Here is a 16,321-nt window from a genome sequence, read left to right as displayed (position 1 = left end):
GCAGAATGACCAGCGGGCCGCCGGCGGTCGGCGGCGGATGTGCGGAGGTGGCGATGCGGTACGCGGTTCTGGGCACGGGTGACGTGGGCCGCACGCTCGGCGGCAGGCTGGCACAGCTGGGCCACGAGGTGACGCTGGGCTCGCGCACGAAGGACAATCCCGCGGCCCTGGAGTGGGCGGGGAGCGCGGGCGCCGGGGCGCGGGCCGGCACCTTCGCGGAGGCGGCCTCGTCCGCCGAGGTGGTGGTGGTCGCCGTCGGCGGGCGGGTGGCGCTCGCCGCGCTGGAGGCGGCCGGGGCGGCGCATCTGGACGGGAAGGTCCTCGTCGACGTCTCCAACCCGCTGGCCTTCGAGGACGGCGAGGTGCGACTGTCTCCCGTGGAGTCGGACAGCGTGGGCGAGCAGATCCAGCGCGCCTTCCCGCACGCGCGCGTGGTGAAGACGCTCAACACGGTCAACTGCAAGGTGATGGTGGATCCCGCGCTGGTGCCGGGCGAGCACCAGGTGTTCGTGTGCGGTGAGGACGCGGAGGCCAAGGAGCAGGTCCGGGGCATGCTCGGGGAGTTCGGGTGGCCGCCGCACCGGGTGCTCGACCTGGGCGGCATCCGGTCGGCCCGCAGCGTGGAGATGCTGCTGCCGCTGTGGCTCGATCTCTTCCGGCATCTCGGGCATGCGGAGTTCAACCTGGAGGTGCGCAGGGGTCATTGAAAGCGGTGCGGCCCGGTGATCGGCCACCACCGGGGGCTACCCGTCGGTAGCAATTGCTGACAAGCTGTCTACACGGCGTCCGCCGGCGAGCCCAGACGAGGAGCACCCCCATGTCCGCCACCGTCTCCTTCAAGGTCCCCTCTCCAGGGGGCCCGCAGCCCGTGACCGTCTCCTACGCGCGCGTGGGCAGCGGCGAACCTCTGCTCCTGCTGCACGGCATCGGTCACCACCGGCAGGCCTGGGACCCGGTGGTGGACATCCTGGCGACCGAGCGCGATGTGATCGCGGTGGATCTGCCCGGCTTCGGCGCCTCCCCGGCCCTGCCGGACGGGCTCGCCTACGACCTGCCCACGACCACGGCCGTCTTCGGCGCGTTCTGCGAGGCGCTGGAACTCGACCGTCCGCATGTGGCGGGCAACTCGCTCGGCGGTCTGCTCGCCCTGGAGCTCGGCCGCGGGCAGCTCGCGCGGTCCGTGACCGCTCTTTCCCCGGCCGGCTTCTGGTCCGAGGCCGAGCGGCGCTACGCCTTCGGCGTGCTGCTCGCCATGCGGCACATCTCCCGGCGGCTGCCGCTGCCCCTGGTGGAGCGGCTGTCCCGCTCGGCGGCCGGCCGCACCATGCTGACGAGCACCATCTACGCCCGCCCGGGCCGCCGCTCACCCGAGGCCGTGGTCGCCGAGACGCTGGCCCTGGCGCAGGCGACGGGCTTCGACGCGACCCTACGGGCCGGCGGCACCGTGCGGTTCACCGACGACATCCCCACCGTCCCGGTCACCGTGGCCTGGGGCACCAGGGACATGCTGCTCGTACGCCGTCAGGGGGTGCGCGCCAAGCAGATCGTCCCCCGGGCCCGGCTGGTGCGGCTGCCCGGCTGCGGGCACTGCCCCATGAACGACGACCCGGCGCTGGTCGCCCGCGTCATCCTCGACGGCAGCCGCCGACCCGGCACGCCTCAGGCTCAACGCGCCTGATCCAAGGGCGACCCCGGCGCCGACCAGCGCACTGCCGACGGCCTGGGCGGCCCCGTACGAGCCCGTTCCGACAAGCGGGGCCGTGCAGGCGGCGGCGACCGGGATGAGGCCGGAGAACAGCGTGGCGCGCTCGGCGCCGAGCCGCTGCATGCCCTTGTACCAGCAGACGAAGCCGACGACGGTGACGACCGCCGCCTGCCACAGCAGCGCGGCGGTCTCGCCGGCGTCGGGGCGCCGCAGCCACGCCGTACCGTCCGCGAGCAGTCCGGCCGCCGCGGACTCGACCGCCGCCAGACCGCACACCGTGGCGGACAGCAGCCGGGGGCCCAGGGGCCGCAGAACGGGCACGGCGAGTACGGCGAAACCGACCTCGCCGACCAGCGCGCAGGCCGAGAAGGCGATCCCCGTGCCGTCCGTACGCCCCCACCCCTGAACCATGAGGGCACCGCAGGCGACCAGCAACGCCCCGTGCAGGACCCGGCGTTGGGGACGGCGACCGTCCAGGAGCGGGACGACGACGGCCACCACCACGGGAGCGCAGCCCACGAGGACGCCGGGCACCGCCGGTTCCGCGGAGCGCTCGGCCGCGATGACGGCCAGGTTGAAGCCGACCATCCCGACGGCGGCGAGCAGGGCGAGGCGGGCCCACTGGCGGGGCGCGAGCAGCCGCAGCCGCGCCGACGCTCCCGCCCCGGTCAGCGGGAGCAGCAGCAGACAGGCGAGGCCGTAGCGCAGGAACTGGCCGCCCGCGTACGGGTAGTGGCCAAGGACGCTGTTCGCGGTGAAGGACCCGCCGACCAGGGCACAGGCGAGGGCGGCGAGGAGGGCTCCACGGGCGGTGGTGGCGTTCATGGCAGCGACGCTAGGCAGCGCCGCGGTCCGGTTTAAGGTCCATTCCCATGACGCCATCGGAGACCAATCGGGCCGGCACTCCCGCCTGGGAGCTGCTCCTGCCGGCCGCCTCCGCGCCCGCACGCACGCGTGGACGTTCGCTGCAGGCGGCGCTGCGTGAGGCGGTGCGCACGGGGAGGCTCGCACCGGGGACCCGGCTGCCGTCGAGCCGGGATCTCGCCGCCGATCTCGGGGTGTCGCGAGGGCTGATCACCGAGGCGTACGAGCAGTTGACGGCGGAGGGCTATCTGCGCAGCGGGCGGGGCGCGGGCACCTGGGTGGGAGGCGCGGTGCGCTCCGCGCCGCCCCGAGCGCGTGACCTCGCCCCGCGCTCCCCCGGTGCGCGCGCCGACTTCGTGCCCGGCACACCGGATCTGTCGCTGTTCCCGCGCGCCGCCTGGGCCGCGGCGCAGCGCGCCGTCCTGGCCGAACTGCCCCACCAGGACCTCGGCTACCCCGACCCGCGCGGACTGCCCCGGCTGCGTACGGCCCTGGCGGAGCTGCTGGCGCGCCGCCGGGGTGTGGTCGCGGATCCGGAGCGGATCGTGGTCCTCTCCGGGGTGGCCCAGGCGACGACGCTGCTCGGATTCGTGCTCCACGCGCGCGGGTTGCGCACGGTCGGCGTCGAGGATCCCGGCAGCCCTGAGCACGACGCGCTGTACGCCTCGGCCGGTGTCACCACCGTGCCCGTGCCCCTGGACGGGGAGGGGATCGACGTCGGAGCGCTGCGGGCGTCGGGCGTGCGGGCCGTCGTGACGACGCCCTCCCATCAGTTCCCCACCGGGATCGCCTACTCCGCGCGCCGCCGCACCGAACTGCTCGACTGGGCGCGGTCCGTGGACGGACTCGTCCTGGAGGACGACTACGACGGCGACTTCCGATACGACCGTGCCCCCGTGGGGGCGCTGCAGGGGCTGGACCCGGAACACGTGGCCTACACGGGCTCGGTCAGCAAGTCACTCGCCCCGGGCCTGCGGCTGGGCTGGCTGCTGGTGCCCGAGGCGTTGGCCGAGGAGGTCGTCGAGCGCAAGCGCACGATGGACCTCGGCCACCCCACCCTCGACCAGGCGCTGTTCGCCCGCTTCGTGGAGCGCGGCGACTACGACCGCCAACTGCGCCGTTGCCAGCGGGCGTACCGCGAACGGCGTGATGCGCTCGTGGCCGCGCTGCAGGAGCACTTCCCGGGCGCACAGGTCGCCGGGATCGCGGCGGGACTGCACGTCATCGCCCGGCTGCCGGAACGGTACGGACCCCTGGAGCGGTTCCTCGCTCGGGTGACGGCGGCCGGAGTGGCCGTACGCGGGCTGGCGGACTACACGCACGGGCCCGTCGAGACCGGGGACGTACAACTGGTTCTGGGGTACGCGCATCAGCCACCCGCGCGAATCCGGGACGGCATACGGCTGATGGCCCGGGCCACCGCCGTATGACCACCGGCTGACCGGCAGATGGCCCCACCCTTGCGGCGACGGGGTCACTGATACCGCACACCGGTTCCCTTGCCCCAGTGGCCAGTTGTTCACCCGTGGTTTGCGTGTGCGCTGCGGCGCACGAGTAGTTGTGGCACCGCACACTGGCCGGATCCCGTCCTGGAGGCCCCCTATGTCCCTTTCGCTCCCTGGCCGTCGCAGCGTCCTGCGCGGCTCCCTCGCCGCGTCGGCGGCCCTGACCCTGCCCAGCACGCTCGGCGCGGCACCGGCGTTCGCCCTCTCCGGCCGGCCCAGCGCGAACTGGGGGGTGCAGGCGGGCGACGTGACCTGCGGGTCGGGCCTGGTGTGGGTGCGTTCCGACCGGCCGGCCAGGATGATCGTCGAGACGTCCGCGACCGAGTCCTTCCGCAACCCGCACAGATGGCACGGTCCGCTGCTCGGCGCCGACTCGGACTTCACCGGCACCACCCGGCTGCACGGGCTACCGTCCGGCGAGCAGATCCACTACCGCGTGCTGCTGGCCGACCCGGACGATCCGCGCCGCACCGGCGAGCCGGTGACCGGCACGTTCCGTACCGCCCCGGCGAAGCGCCGCCAGGGCGTGAAGTTCGTGTGGTCCGGCGACCTGGCCGGACAGGGCTGGGGCATCAACGAGTCGATCGGCGGCTACCGCATCTTCGACGCGATGGCGAAGGTGGACCCGGACTTCTTCCTGTGCAGCGGCGACAACATCTACGCCGACGGGGTCATCTCCGCGACGCAGGCGCTGCCCGACGGCACCCTGTACCGGAACATCACCACGGAGGAGAAATCGCACGTCGCGACCACCCTGGACGACTACCGGGGCAACTTCCGCTACAACCTGCTCGACCGGGCGCTGCGCCGGTTCAACGCCCAGGTGCCGAACATCATCCAGTGGGACGACCACGAGGTCCGCAACAACTGGTACCCGGGCGAGGTCATCGGCACGGGCACGCCGTACCCGGCCGGCACCCGGCTCGACGACCTGGCGCTGCGCTCCCGGCGGGCGTTCTCCGAGTACTTCCCGATCTCGACGATCAGCGGACGCCCGGACGGGCGGATCTACCGCAAGGTCAGCCACGGCCCGCTGCTGGACGTGTTCGTGCTGGACATGCGCACCTACCGCAACGCCAACTCGCCGGACGACCGGGCCACGGACCCGGTGGGCATCCTCGGCCGCGAGCAGTTGGAGTGGCTCAAGCGGGAACTCGCCAGGTCCCGCGCGGTGTGGAAGGTGATCGCCAACGACATGCCGCTCGGCCTTGTCGTGCCCGACCCGGTCGAGGGCAAGCCGAACTTCGAGGCGGTCGCGCAGGGCGACCCGGGCGCCCCGCTGGGCCGTGAGCTGCAGATCGCCGAACTGCTGCGGTTCATCAAGCACCGGCGGATCACCGGCACCGTGTGGCTGACGGCGGACGTGCACCACACCTCCGCGCAGCACTACGACCCGTCACGGGCGGCGTTCAAGGACTTCGAGCCGTTCTGGGAGTTCGTGTCCGGCCCGCTCAACGCCGGCGCCTTCCCGGCCAACGCACTCGACGGCACCTTCGGTCCCGACCGGGTGTTCGTCAAGGCGCCGACGACCGCGAACGTCTCGCCGGCCCAGGGCTACCAGTTCTTCGGCGAGGTCGACATCGACGGGGACAGCGGCGAGTTGACGGTGCGGCTGCGCGAGTACGACGGCACCGTGCTCTTCACGCAGGTGCTGCAGCCGGGCCGGGTCGGCCAGTAACTCCCGTACGCTTTCCCGTGGGCCGCGCACCGGCGTCATCCCCCGGTGCGCGGTGCCACTCCGTACGCGTGTTCGTAGCCACTAATGGGACATAACGACACTTTACCCATCAGTCACAAAGCGTTCGTGATCACGCAACACCTTTCCTTCACAGTGGTTGCATGAGTCGAGAAATGTCTGATGTGACCCGTGCCAGGCACGGCCGTCCCGTGCACCACTGGCGGCGCGACGTCGTCGAACTCGCCGCCCTGTTCACGTCCGTCGCCGTGGCCGAGGGCGTGGCGAACCTGGTCGGGCACGGGCCCGACGGTCCGGCGCTGCTGGTGATCTCGGCGATCGCCCTGGCCGCCACGGCGACCTTCCACACCTGGTGGACACGCCGCCACGGTCATGCACCTCCGGCCGGCGATACCGACGCCCGGTCGCTGCCGCAGGGGCAGCAGGCCGGGCCGTCCGACGAGCCGTCGACGACGCCGGAGACCGAGCCCGGGCAGAGCGCGCTGTGGCGGATGCGGACGACGGTGAAGGACGAACCGGGGTCGCTGGCCGCGCTGTGCACGGCGCTGGCCGGGCGGCAGGTCGACATCCTGAGCCTGCAGACGCATCCGCTGGCCGAGGGCACGGTGGACGAGTTCCTGCTGCGGGCCCCCGGCGGGCTCATGGCCTTCGAGCTCACCAAGGTGGTCTCGCTGGCCGGGGGCGCCGACACGTGGATCGAGCGGGCCGACGCCCACGATCTGGTGGACGCCCCCACCCGGGTCCTGGGCCTGGCCGCCCGCACCGCCCTGGACGCGGCCGAACTGCCGCTCGCACTCAGGCAGTTGCTGGGTCGGTGCACCATCCGCCAGCTGCCCGCCACGCCGGTCGGCGGCGGCCGGGGTCCTGGAGCGGTGCCCGTGGAGGGTGCGCTGGAGGACACCGTGATGCGGCTGCGGGCGCCGGAGGGCGGAGTGATCACCGTGGAGCGGCCGTATCTGCCGTTCACCCCGACCGAGTTCGCCCGGGCGCGGGCGCTGGTGGAGCTGGACGCCCGGCTCGGTCCGCGGGTGCCGCACAGCGAGCACGTGCTGACGCTGCCCGAGGGCAACGAGATCACCGTACGGCGGGCCGACGCACGTGACCTGGAGGCCGCGAAGGCGATGCACGAGCGGTGCTCGGCGCGGACGCTCGGCATGCGCTACCACGGGCCGGTCGGCGACGCGGACCGCTATCTGAGCCACCTGCTCAGCCCGCGCTTCGGCCGCACCCTCGCGGTGCAGACCGCGTCGGGACGCCTCGTCGGCCTCGGCCATCTGCTGTGGGACGGGGACGAGACCGAGGTCGCGCTGCTCATCGAGGACAAGTGGCAGCGCCGCGGCGTCGGCGGTGAACTGCTGGAGCGGCTGGTGGCGATGGCGTCCGAGGCGGGCTGCGAGAGCGTCTACGCCGTGACCCAGGCCTCCAACACCGGCATGGTCGCGGCGATGCGGGGCCTCGGGCTCCCCCTCGACTACCAGATCGAGGAGGGCACCCTGGTCATCACGGCCCGCCTGCAGACGGGCCGGGACGGTTCGCGGCTGCCGTACGAGGTGGCGCAGGAGCAGGTCGGCGAGCGGCTCGCACGGGACTAGCTCCCGGCACAGGACATCCAGGGACGGCCCGGCGGAGACGCCGGGCCGTCTCGCGTACGAAGGTTGTCTCGGAGCGCGTCCTACGCCCTCGGCTCAATCCGGATGACGTGCGGCGGCCCCTCGTATGAGGATGGACCGCATGTCACAGACCACGAAACCGTTGCCCCGCGAGGTCGCCGACGCATACGTCGACGAGCTCATCGCCCTCGACCCGGTGACCGGAACGTACCTCGGTGTGAAGGAGAGTTCGAGCAGGCTGCCCGACCTCTCGCCCGCGGGCCAGGAGGCCCTCGCGGAACTGGCACGGCGGACCCTGGCGCGGCTCGACGAGGCCGAGCGGCAGCCCGGCGCGGACAGTGACATCGAGCGGCGCTGCGGCCGGCTGCTGCGTGAGCGGCTGAATGCCGAACTGGCTGTGCACGAGGCCGAGGAGGGGCTGCGCCGCGTCGGGAACATGGCGACGCCCGCGCACTCGGTGCGCGAGGTGTTCACCGTGACGCCGAACCAGTCCGAGGAGGACTGGGCGGCGATCGCCGAGCGGCTGCGTGCCGTGCCGGCCGCGTACGCCGGTTACCGCGAGTCCCTCTCCCTCGGTCTGGAGCGCAAGCTGTACGCGTCTCCGCGTCCGACGGCCACGTTCGTCGGGCAGCTCACCGAATGGTCGGACACGGACGGCAAGGGCCGCGGCTGGTTCGAGGACTTCGTCTCGGCGGGCCCCGAGTCACTGCGCGCGGAGCTGGACGAGGCGGCCCGCAAGGCGACCGCGGCCGTCGTGGAGCTGCGCGACTGGATGCGCGACGTGTACGCGCCGGCGATCGAGAGCGCGCCGAACACGGTGGGCCGGGAGCGCTACGGGCGCTGGACGCGCTACTTCAACGGCACGGACCTCGACCTGGACGAGGCGTACGCGTACGGCTGGGCCGAGTTCCACCGGTTGCTCGGCGAGATGAAGCAGGAGGCGGAGAAGATCCTGCCCGGCGCCGAGACGCCCTGGGTGGCGCTCGCGCACCTCGACGAGCACGGCAAGCACATCGACGGGGTCGACGAGGTCCGCGACTGGCTGCAGGGCCTGATGGACCAGGCGATCGACGAACTGGACGGCACGCACTTCGAACTCGCCGAGCGGGTACGGAAGGTGGAGTCCTGCATCGCCCCGCCCGGCGGCGCGGCAGCCCCGTACTACACACCGCCCACGGAGGACTTCTCCCGCCCGGGCCGCACCTGGCTGCCGACGATGGGGCAGACCCGCTTCCCGGTCTACGACCTCGTCTCGACCTGGTACCACGAGGGCGTCCCCGGTCATCACCTGCAGCTCGCGCAGTGGGCGCACGTCGCCGCGGACCTCTCCCGCTACCAGGCCACCATCGGCGGGGTCAGCGCCAACGTCGAGGGCTGGGCGCTGTACGCGGAGCGGCTGATGGACGAGCTCGGCTACCTCACGGACGCGGAGCAGCGGCTCGGCTACCTCGACGCGCAGATGATGCGGGCGGCCCGGGTCATCGTCGACATCGGCATGCACCTGGAGCTGGAGATCCCCGCGGACTCCCCGTTCCACCCCGGCGAACGCTGGACCCCCGAGCTGGCCCAGGAGTTCTTCGGCGCCCACAGCAGCCGGCCGGCGGACTTCGTGGAGAGCGAGCTGACCCGCTACCTGACCATCCCCGGCCAGGCCATCGGCTACAAGCTCGGCGAGCGGGCCTGGCTGCAGGGCCGGGCGAAGGCGCGTGAGCGGCACGGCGACGCGTTCGACCTCAAGGCCTGGCACATGGCGGCGCTCTCGCAGGGCTCGCTCGGCCTGGACGACCTGGTGGACGAGCTCGCCCAGCTCTGACGGCTCGGCGGCTCAGCGGCGGAAGCCGCCCTCCGAGTCGATCACCTGGCCGGTGATCCAGTCCGCCTCGTCCGTGGCGAGCCACGCGATGAGGCGGGCGGGATCGTCGGGCATCCCCCAACGCCCGGACGGGAAGCGGGAGGCGATCGCCTCATACGTCTCACCGGTCGCGTAGTCCGTGTCCACCGGACCGGGGTTGACGGTGTTCACCGTGATCGCCTGCTCGGCGAGCGTCGTCGACAGGGAGCGGGTGATTGAGGCGAGGGCGCCCTTCTGGAGGGCGTAGGCGATCTCGCCGGGCATGCCGCCCGCGATGTCCTGGCCGGAGGTCATCATCACGACGCGTCCGCCCGGGGTGCGGGGCGGCAGTGCGGCGCGGTGCCGGGCGTAGGCCTGGACGAGGAGCAGTACCGAGCGGGTGTCGACCGCCCAGTGCGCGTCCAGCATCGCGGCGTCGATGGTGTCGAGGGTGCCGTCGCTGCCGCTGAGGGCGTGGTTGGCGACGAGGATGTCGAGCCGTCCGCCCAGCGCGGAGGCGGCCGTGGCGATGAGTGCGGCGGGCGCGGCCGGGTCGGCGAGGTCGCCGGGTCCCTCGACGATCCGGGCCGCGGGATCGCCGAGTGCCGTGCGCACGGAGGCGACCACGTCCTCGATGCGGTCGGCGCCCCAGGGCATGGCGGTGTCGTGCGGGACGTGGTGGTGCAGATAGACGCTCGCTCCGTACGCGGCGAGCCGCCGGGCCACGGCATGTCCGATGCCGGCACGTCTGCCGGCCCCGGTCACCAGAGCGGTACGGCCGCGCAGCGGCAGCGGCTCACGACGCAGGTCTTCAGGGGCGGGGTGCGGCAGTCGGGGCATGGACGACCATGATGGGCAACGCCTCGACCCGGCGCACGCGATTATCCGCGCTCGACCGTCGGTGCCCGTTCGGGCTCGGCTATTCCTGCTCGATGCGCCGCAGTTGGACGAGGCCCAGCCAGGTCTCCGGTCCCGGCTGGACATGGGCCGCGCGCACGGCGTACCGCCCCGGTTCCAGCACGACCCGCAGGCAGTCGGTCCGCTCCGTTTCGGATCCGGGCCATGCCGAGTCGAACAGCACGACCGTGCCGGGCACTTCCCAGCGCACCTCGTGTCCCCAGTGCGCCGTGGCGAGGGCCGCGGGGACCTGGGCCAGGAGTTCGGCCTCGGAGTTCGCCGCCCACCACCGTACGAAGGTGGCGTGCTCGGGCAGGAAGGTGGTGGAGGCGGGTTCGTCGCCCAGGACCAGGGCGGCCGAGTCACCGACCGGGAGCAGCCCGACGAATCCGTCGACCTCGCAGGCCCGGTCGTAGTCGGAGGCGTTCTCCTCGCCGTCGGCGCCCGACCAGAACGGCAGCACCGTCTCCGGCACCGCAATGAGCGGCCCGCCGCCCGACTCGACCCATTCCAGCGCACCGGGTTCCGCGTATCGCACCATGGCGCGAACCGTACACGGCCGCGGAACCGATGAATCCGCCGTCCCCCGTCCCTCCCCGTACACGGTCCGGTTCAGCAGCCGCAGTCCTCCGCGTCCGCCGGCGCCGTCAGCGGGTCGGCGGGGCGCCGCTCGCGGCCCTGCCAGGTCTCGTACTCGAAGCCCTCGCGCGCCCAGTACTCGAAGCCGCCGAGCATCTCCTTGACCTGGTAGCCGAGTTCGGCGAGGGCCAGCGCGGCGCGGGTGGCGCCGTTGCAGCCGGGGCCCCAGCAGTACGTGACCACCGGAACCGCCTTGTCAAGGAGCTGTTCGGCCTGCTCGGGGATGAGCGCGGTCGGCAGGTGGACCGCGCCGGGGAGGTGGCCCTGGTCCCAGGACTCGGTGGAACGGGAGTCCAGGACGACGAACCCGGGGTGGCCGTCGGAGGCGAGGGCGGCGGCGACGTCCGACACATCGGCGTGGAAGACGAGGCTCGCGCGGAAGTAGGCGGCGGCCTGGGCCGGGGCCGCCGGGGCCACGCGCAGGACAGGGTTGACGGCGGTCGCGGTGCTGCTCATGGTCTGGCCTGCTTTCTCCGAGGTTGTCGCTGTGCCAGAAATCTACGGGCGCGGATGATCTCCCAGAAGGGGCATTCACCGGCCCACACCTTGCCCGGCCGTGGATTCCCCTGCTATTTCTGCGTCATGACCGCGATTTCCCCGGACGCCACCGACTGGCGCATTCTCGACGTCCTCCAGCGCGAGGGCCGGGCCAGCTTCGCCGAGCTGGCACGCGCCGTCTCCATGTCGCCGAGCGCGGTCACCGAACGGGTGCGCCGCCTCGAGGAGGCGGGCGTCATTCGGGGGTACGCGGCCGTGGTGGACCCCGAGCGGCTGGGGCTGCCGATCCTCGCGTTCGTACGGCTGCGCTATCCGAACGGCAACTACAAGCCTTTTCACGACCTGGTCGCCGTGACGCCCGAGATCCTCGAGGCCCACCATGTGACGGGCGACGACTGCTTCGTCATCAAGGTCGCCGCCCGCTCGATGCGTCATCTGGAGGAGGTGTCGGGCAAGATCGGCGCGCTCGGCTCGGTGACCACGAGCGTCGTCTACTCGTCCCCGCTGCCCCGACGGCCCCTCGGTCACTGACCTCGCTGGCGGACCGCCGAACCCGATCTCCCCTTGACGACCTCCAGTTGTGCGTGGACACGGCGTCTCAGGTCGGCGACATGGCTGACGATGCCGACGCTGCGGTCGCGCTCGCGCAGCGAGTCGAGGACGTCGAGGACCTCGTCGAGGGTCTGGTCGTCGAGGCTGCCGAAGCCCTCGTCGATGAAGAGCGTGTCCAGGCGGACTCCGCCGGCCTCGTCGGTGACGACGTCCGCGAGGCCGAGGGCGAGCGCCAGGGAGGCGAAGAACGTCTCGCCGCCCGACAGCGTCGCCGTGTCCCGCTCGCGTCCGGTCCATGCGTCGACGACATGTAGTCCGAGACCGCTGCGACCGCGTCCGGTCCGGTCGTCGGAGTGCACGAGGGTGTAGCGGCCGGAGGACATGCGCTGCAGCCGCACGGTCGCGGCGGCGGCCACCTGCTCCAGGCGCGCCGCCAGCACATACGACTCCAGGCGCATCTTCCGCTCGTTGTCCGCGGAGGTGCCGGCGGCGAGGGAGGCCAGGCGGGCCACCCGCTCGTGCTCCTCCCGGAGCGGTGCGAGTCGCCGTACCCCCGCGGCGGACCGGGCGGAGAGCCGGTCGAGTTCGGTACAGCGACGGGCGGCCGCGTCCCGTGCGGAGGCGGCGTCCCGCAGCCGCTGAGCCGCGACGGCGGCGGCCCGTTCCGCCGAGGCGAGGTCGGCGACCGGCTGCTGGGCTGCGGCCGCGGTGTCCGCCTCGGCGAGAACGGCGCGCACGGCGGCCTCCTCGGACTGCCAGGCGTCCAGACGGCGTTGCAGCTCGCGGTGGGCGGCATCGTCCAGCAGTGCGGCGGCCGCGGCCTGCGGGGTGTCGAAACCGGCGCGGAAAGCGGCGTCGGCGAGCCGGGCGTCGGCGTCCTTGAGCCGCTGGGCGGTGTCCTCGGCCACCCGCGCGGTCTCGGCGCACTCGGTGAGCAGCGCGACCTGCCGCTCCAGCTGCGCCGCCCGCGCGGCCACGCTCTGAGCCGTGCCGCGCGCCTGCGCCAACTCCCCTTCCAGGTCACTTCGTTCGCGATCGAGCCGCTCGCGGTGGCCCACCCGCGAGGCGGCTCGGACCGCGGCCTCCTGCCGGACCGCGGTCCGCCGCTCGTGCTCCTGCTCGGCCCGCCGCAGCTGCTCGCTCGCCGGGTGCAGGTCGCAGGCGGCACCGCGCACCTGCGCGTACAACCGCTCCAGCTCCTCGACCTCTTCGGCGAGGCGGACCGTGGGCGTGTCGCCCGCCTCGGCCGTCGCGGCGGCCAGCGCCTCTCGGACGACGCCGAGGCGCCGCTCGTCCTCGGCACGCTGCTCGTCGGCGCGCTGGTACGCGGCGAGGGCACGCTCCTCGGCCTCGCGGTCGACGTGCCCGGCGACCTTGCGCGCGGGGGCGGGGTGCTCGGTGGCTCCGCAGACGGCGCACGGCTCGCCGTCGGTGAGGCTCGCGGCCAGCTCGGCCGCGATGCCGTTCAGGCGCTGTTCCTTGAGGTCGAGCCAGTGGGCGCGGGCCTCGGCGGCGCGCTCGCGGGCGGCGAGCACGCGCGCGTGGGCCTCGTCCGTGTCGCGGGCGAGCTGGTCGCGCTGGCGGGCCGCGCCGAGCCTGCGCTGTGCGGGCTCGCGCTGCACACCGAGCTGCTCGGCCCTGGTGGCGGCCTCCTGCGCGGACTCGATACGGGCCTGAAGGCCTGCGCGGGTCGCCTCCCAGTCCGCGAGCCAGGCCTCGGCCTCCTGCAGCACGTCCTCGTCGGCGCGCTCCTGCCGGTCCAGACCGGCACGCTCCGCGACGAGTTCGGCCAGTCGCTGTTCGGCGCGCCGGGCGGACTCCAGTCCGCCGAGCTCTTCGGCGCTCCGGCGGGCGGCGGCGGCCAGCCCGGCGGCACCGGCGTCGGCGAGAGCACCGGGCGGGTCGAGGACCGCGTCCCGCGGCAGCGCAGAACCGGACCCCTCGCCGGGTGCGGGCTTGTCCTGGCTGGTCGCACGGCTCCCCGCGCCAGTGTCGCGGTCGTCGGGGAGAGCACCGGGCGACTCCGCGCGTGGGGTGGCGTCCCCTGCGAGTCCGGTCGCACCGGCCCCGGTGTCAGCATCCCGCGGCAACGCAGAACCGGACCCCTCGCCGGGTGCGGGCTTGTCCTGGCTGGTCGCGCGGCTCCCCGCGCCAGTGTCGCGGTCGGCGTCCTGCCACCCCGCGAGCCCCGTCGCGTCGCCCTCGCCAAGGGCATCTCGCGGCCACGCGCTCCCCGCCGCACCCGCGTCGGAGGTGCCCGTCCGGAAATCCACCTGCCCCGCAGCGAGAGCATCCCGCAGCAGTGCACGGGCGCGTGCCTCCGCCTGTGCGGCGCGTCGGTGTTCCGCCTCCGCGGCCTCCCGGAGTTCCAGTGCGGGCGCCACCGCCTCGGCCTTGCGGGCCCGCTCCATGCGTGCCTGTGCCTCCCTGTGGGCGGCGGACCGCTCCTCCAGCCGTGCGGCCCGCTCGCGCGCCTCGGCGAACCGCTGCTGCAGCCGGGCCACTTCGCGTACGTCGCTCAGAGCGCGCTCGGCGGCCGCCTGCGCCGACTCCACGGCCCTGAGGCGGCAGTGGGCGATGGTCAGCTGTTCCCGCGCGGTGCTGCGGGCGACGGCCGCGGCGCTGAGGACGGCTTCCGCCAACCCCGGCTCCCCCGGCTCCAGTTGAGGCAGTTCCATCGCGCCGTCCGCCGCCTGCTGCATGCGGTGTGCGTCGGCCAGCAGTGCGGCGTCCCCCTCGCGCACCTGCGCCTCGGCCGCGCGACGGCGCTCCGCCAGCCGCTTCTCGACCTCGGCGAAGCGGTGGGTGTCGAAGAGGCGGCCCAGCAGCTTGCCGCGCGCCTCGGCGTCGGCGCGCAGGAACCGCGCGAAGTCGCCCTGGGGCAACAGCACGACCTGGCAGAACTGCTCGCGGCTCATGCCGAGCAGCTGGGTGATCTCCTCGCCGATCTCCTGGTGCGAGCGGCTGAGGTCCTTCCAGGCACCGGCCGTCGCGTCGTACTCGCGCAGCGAGCTCTGGGCCTTCTCCAGGGTCGTGCCCGAGCCGCGCTTCTTGGAGCGCTCCCAGGGCGGCTGCCGGCTGACCTCCAACCGGCGTCCGGCCACGGTCAGTTCGAGGGTCACCCCGGTGCGCGTACCGGATGCCGCGTGGTCGCTGCGCAGGGCCAGGCCCTGACTGCTCTGGCGGGCGCCGGGCACGGAGCCGTACAGCGCGTAGCAGACCGCGTCCAGGACGGACGTCTTGCCCGCTCCCGTCGGCCCGTGCAGCAGGAAGAGCCCGGCGGCCGACAACTCGTCGAAGTCGACGCTCTGGGAGCCGCCGAACGGCCCGAACGCCGTGATGTCCAGCCGGTGCAGCCTCATCGCGCCACCTCCCGCACGGCCTCGTCGGCACGCACCGCGTCGAACGCGTCCCGCAGCACGGCCTGTTCGCGCTCGTCGGGTCCGGCGCCCCGCACATGGGCGACGAAGTCCTCGGCGATCTCCTGGTCGCTGCGGCCCGCGAGCCGGCTGGCGTACGACACGTCCGGGTCGTCCGGTGCCCGCTCGGGGTCGAAGACGAGGCTCAGGGTGTTCGGGAAGCGCTCGGTGAGCCGGGCCATGGGATCGGCCGGGCGGACCGGGTCGGTGAGGGTGGCCTCGACCCACGCCTCCTCGTGCCGGGCGAGCCCGGGATCGGCGAGCAGTTCCTCCAGGGTGCCCCGGATCCTGGCCAGGGCGCGCGGCACGGGGCAGTCGACGCGCTCGGCGGTGACGGAGCCGTCGGCGTCGAGGTCGACGAGCCACATGGTCTTGCGATGGCCGCTCTCCGAGAAGGAGTACGGCAGCGGGGAGCCGGAGTAGCGCACCCGCTCGGTGATCGTCTGGCAGCCGTGCAGATGGCCGAGTGCCGCGTAGTCCACACCGTCGAAGACCCCGGCGGGCACGGCGGCGACCCCGCCGACCGTGATGTCCCGCTCGCTGTCGCTGATCTCGCCGCCGGCGACGAAGGCGTGCGCGAGGACGACGGAGCGGGTGCCCCGCGCGCGTGTGGCGAGATCGGCGCGGACCCGTTCCATGGCGGCGGCGAGCACCGCCTCGTGTCCCGCTTTCTCCACGCCGAACTCGTCCTTGACCAGGGCCGGTTCGAGATACGGCAGCCCGTAGAAGGCCACGTCCCCGTGGGCGTCGGACAGCACCACCGGTGTTCCGCACGCCGACGGCTCGGTCCGCAGATGGATGCCGGCCCGCCCGATGAGACCGGCGCCGACACCGAGGCGGCGGGCCGAGTCGTGGTTCCCGGAGATCATCACCGTGGGCACACCGAGGTCGGCGAGGCGGTGCAGCGCGTCGTCGTACAACTCGACCGCGGCCAGTGGCGGCACCGCCCTGTCGTACACGTCCCCCGACACGACCACCGCGTCCACACCGCGCTCACGCACGGTCGTGACGAGGTGACCGATGAACTCGGCCTGGGCCCCGAGCATGTTCACGCGATGGAACGCCCGGCCCAGATGCCAGTCGGAAGTGTGCAGCAATTTCATGA

The 16,321-nt window shown here is 73.3% G+C and carries 12 protein-coding genes and 1 pseudogene; 7 read left to right on the top strand and 6 right to left on the bottom strand.

From position 1 onward, the window contains the following. Nucleotides 1–53: 53 nt before the first annotated feature. On the top strand, nucleotides 54–707 hold the full coding sequence (locus ACIBW9_RS07800) for an NADPH-dependent F420 reductase (protein WP_398953930.1): 654 nt from the start codon (nucleotides 54–56) through the stop codon (nucleotides 705–707). Between the two features lie 110 nt (nucleotides 708–817). Continuing rightward, nucleotides 818–1,678, top strand: a complete 861-nt coding sequence (locus ACIBW9_RS07795; protein ID WP_398952352.1) for an alpha/beta fold hydrolase — start codon at nucleotides 818–820, stop codon at nucleotides 1,676–1,678. Nucleotides 1,679–1,741: 63 nt separating this feature from the next. Here the strand turns inward: ACIBW9_RS07795 and ACIBW9_RS07790 are convergent. After that, nucleotides 1,742–2,530: pseudogene (locus ACIBW9_RS07790) on the bottom strand (EamA family transporter); the annotation flags it as partial. A 47-nt stretch (nucleotides 2,531–2,577) separates the two neighbouring features. On the opposite strand from ACIBW9_RS07790, the gene ACIBW9_RS07785 reads away from it, so the two are divergent. From ACIBW9_RS07785 to ACIBW9_RS07770, 4 genes are all read left to right on the top strand, one after another. Next, nucleotides 2,578–3,999, top strand: a complete 1,422-nt coding sequence (locus tag ACIBW9_RS07785) for a PLP-dependent aminotransferase family protein (protein ID WP_398952350.1) — start codon at nucleotides 2,578–2,580, stop codon at nucleotides 3,997–3,999. Between the two features lie 172 nt (nucleotides 4,000–4,171). Further along, nucleotides 4,172–5,752, top strand: a complete 1,581-nt coding sequence (locus tag ACIBW9_RS07780) for an alkaline phosphatase D family protein (RefSeq protein ID WP_398952348.1) — start codon at nucleotides 4,172–4,174, stop codon at nucleotides 5,750–5,752. A 173-nt stretch (nucleotides 5,753–5,925) separates the two neighbouring features. Then, nucleotides 5,926–7,362: a GNAT family N-acetyltransferase gene (locus ACIBW9_RS07775; RefSeq protein WP_398952346.1), complete on the top strand. Its 1,437-nt coding sequence runs from the start codon at nucleotides 5,926–5,928 to the stop codon at nucleotides 7,360–7,362. 139 nt (nucleotides 7,363–7,501) lie between these two features. Continuing rightward, on the top strand, nucleotides 7,502–9,193 hold the full coding sequence (locus ACIBW9_RS07770; RefSeq protein ID WP_398952344.1) for a DUF885 domain-containing protein: 1,692 nt from the start codon (nucleotides 7,502–7,504) through the stop codon (nucleotides 9,191–9,193). 12 nt (nucleotides 9,194–9,205) lie between these two features. On the opposite strand, the gene ACIBW9_RS07765 is transcribed toward ACIBW9_RS07770, so the two are convergent. From ACIBW9_RS07765 to ACIBW9_RS07755, 3 genes are all read right to left on the bottom strand, one after another. Further along, nucleotides 9,206–10,051, bottom strand: a complete 846-nt coding sequence (locus ACIBW9_RS07765) for an SDR family oxidoreductase (protein WP_398952342.1) — start codon at nucleotides 10,049–10,051, stop codon at nucleotides 9,206–9,208. A gap of 79 nt (nucleotides 10,052–10,130) precedes the next feature. Continuing rightward, nucleotides 10,131–10,649, bottom strand: coding sequence for an immunity 21 family protein (locus ACIBW9_RS07760; protein WP_398952340.1), 519 nt, complete (start codon nucleotides 10,647–10,649; stop codon nucleotides 10,131–10,133). Nucleotides 10,650–10,720: 71 nt separating this feature from the next. Further along, nucleotides 10,721–11,203, bottom strand: coding sequence for a rhodanese-like domain-containing protein (locus ACIBW9_RS07755; RefSeq protein ID WP_398952339.1), 483 nt, complete (start codon nucleotides 11,201–11,203; stop codon nucleotides 10,721–10,723). Between the two features lie 126 nt (nucleotides 11,204–11,329). Between ACIBW9_RS07755 and ACIBW9_RS07750 the strand changes: the two genes are divergently transcribed. Beyond that, complete coding sequence (locus ACIBW9_RS07750) at nucleotides 11,330–11,776, top strand: Lrp/AsnC family transcriptional regulator (RefSeq protein ID WP_398952337.1); 447 nt, start codon at nucleotides 11,330–11,332, stop codon at nucleotides 11,774–11,776. Here the strand turns inward: ACIBW9_RS07750 and ACIBW9_RS07745 are convergent. Beyond that, a complete protein-coding gene (locus ACIBW9_RS07745; protein WP_398952335.1) occupies nucleotides 11,770–15,159 on the bottom strand; it encodes an AAA family ATPase in 3,390 nt (1,129 codons plus the stop codon). The genes ACIBW9_RS07750 and ACIBW9_RS07745 overlap by 7 nt on opposite strands. Then, nucleotides 15,156–16,319, bottom strand: a complete 1,164-nt coding sequence (locus ACIBW9_RS07740) for an exonuclease SbcCD subunit D (protein ID WP_398952333.1) — start codon at nucleotides 16,317–16,319, stop codon at nucleotides 15,156–15,158. Before ACIBW9_RS07740 ends, ACIBW9_RS07745 begins: the two co-directional genes overlap by 4 nt. Nucleotides 16,320–16,321 lie beyond the last annotated feature (2 nt).

Source organism: Streptomyces sp. NPDC049541 (assembly GCF_044465725.1).
GTDB lineage: Bacteria > Actinomycetota > Actinomycetes > Streptomycetales > Streptomycetaceae > Streptomyces.
The sequence above is the reverse complement of the archived record's forward strand: the minus strand, read 5'-3'. Positions and strand labels throughout refer to the sequence as shown.

What these genes read in the sequence shown, in the direction of transcription:
- ACIBW9_RS07785 (WP_398952350.1), top strand. Translation starts at nt 2,578, where the DNA reads ATGACGCCATCGGAGACCAATCGGGCCGGCACTCCCGCCTGGGAGCTG.
- ACIBW9_RS07765 (WP_398952342.1), bottom strand. Translation starts at nt 10,051, where the DNA reads ATGCCCCGACTGCCGCACCCCGCCCCTGAAGACCTGCGTCGTGAGCCG.
- ACIBW9_RS07750 (WP_398952337.1), top strand. Translation starts at nt 11,330, where the DNA reads ATGACCGCGATTTCCCCGGACGCCACCGACTGGCGCATTCTCGACGTC.
- ACIBW9_RS07760 (WP_398952340.1), bottom strand. Translation starts at nt 10,649, where the DNA reads ATGGTGCGATACGCGGAACCCGGTGCGCTGGAATGGGTCGAGTCGGGC.
- ACIBW9_RS07795 (WP_398952352.1), top strand. Translation starts at nt 818, where the DNA reads ATGTCCGCCACCGTCTCCTTCAAGGTCCCCTCTCCAGGGGGCCCGCAG.
- ACIBW9_RS07770 (WP_398952344.1), top strand. Translation starts at nt 7,502, where the DNA reads ATGTCACAGACCACGAAACCGTTGCCCCGCGAGGTCGCCGACGCATAC.
- ACIBW9_RS07780 (WP_398952348.1), top strand. Translation starts at nt 4,172, where the DNA reads ATGTCCCTTTCGCTCCCTGGCCGTCGCAGCGTCCTGCGCGGCTCCCTC.
- ACIBW9_RS07800 (WP_398953930.1), top strand. Translation starts at nt 54, where the DNA reads ATGCGGTACGCGGTTCTGGGCACGGGTGACGTGGGCCGCACGCTCGGC.
- ACIBW9_RS07755 (WP_398952339.1), bottom strand. Translation starts at nt 11,203, where the DNA reads ATGAGCAGCACCGCGACCGCCGTCAACCCTGTCCTGCGCGTGGCCCCG.
- ACIBW9_RS07745 (WP_398952335.1), bottom strand. Translation starts at nt 15,159, where the DNA reads ATGAGGCTGCACCGGCTGGACATCACGGCGTTCGGGCCGTTCGGCGGC.
- ACIBW9_RS07775 (WP_398952346.1), top strand. Translation starts at nt 5,926, where the DNA reads ATGTCTGATGTGACCCGTGCCAGGCACGGCCGTCCCGTGCACCACTGG.
- ACIBW9_RS07740 (WP_398952333.1), bottom strand. Translation starts at nt 16,319, where the DNA reads ATGAAATTGCTGCACACTTCCGACTGGCATCTGGGCCGGGCGTTCCAT.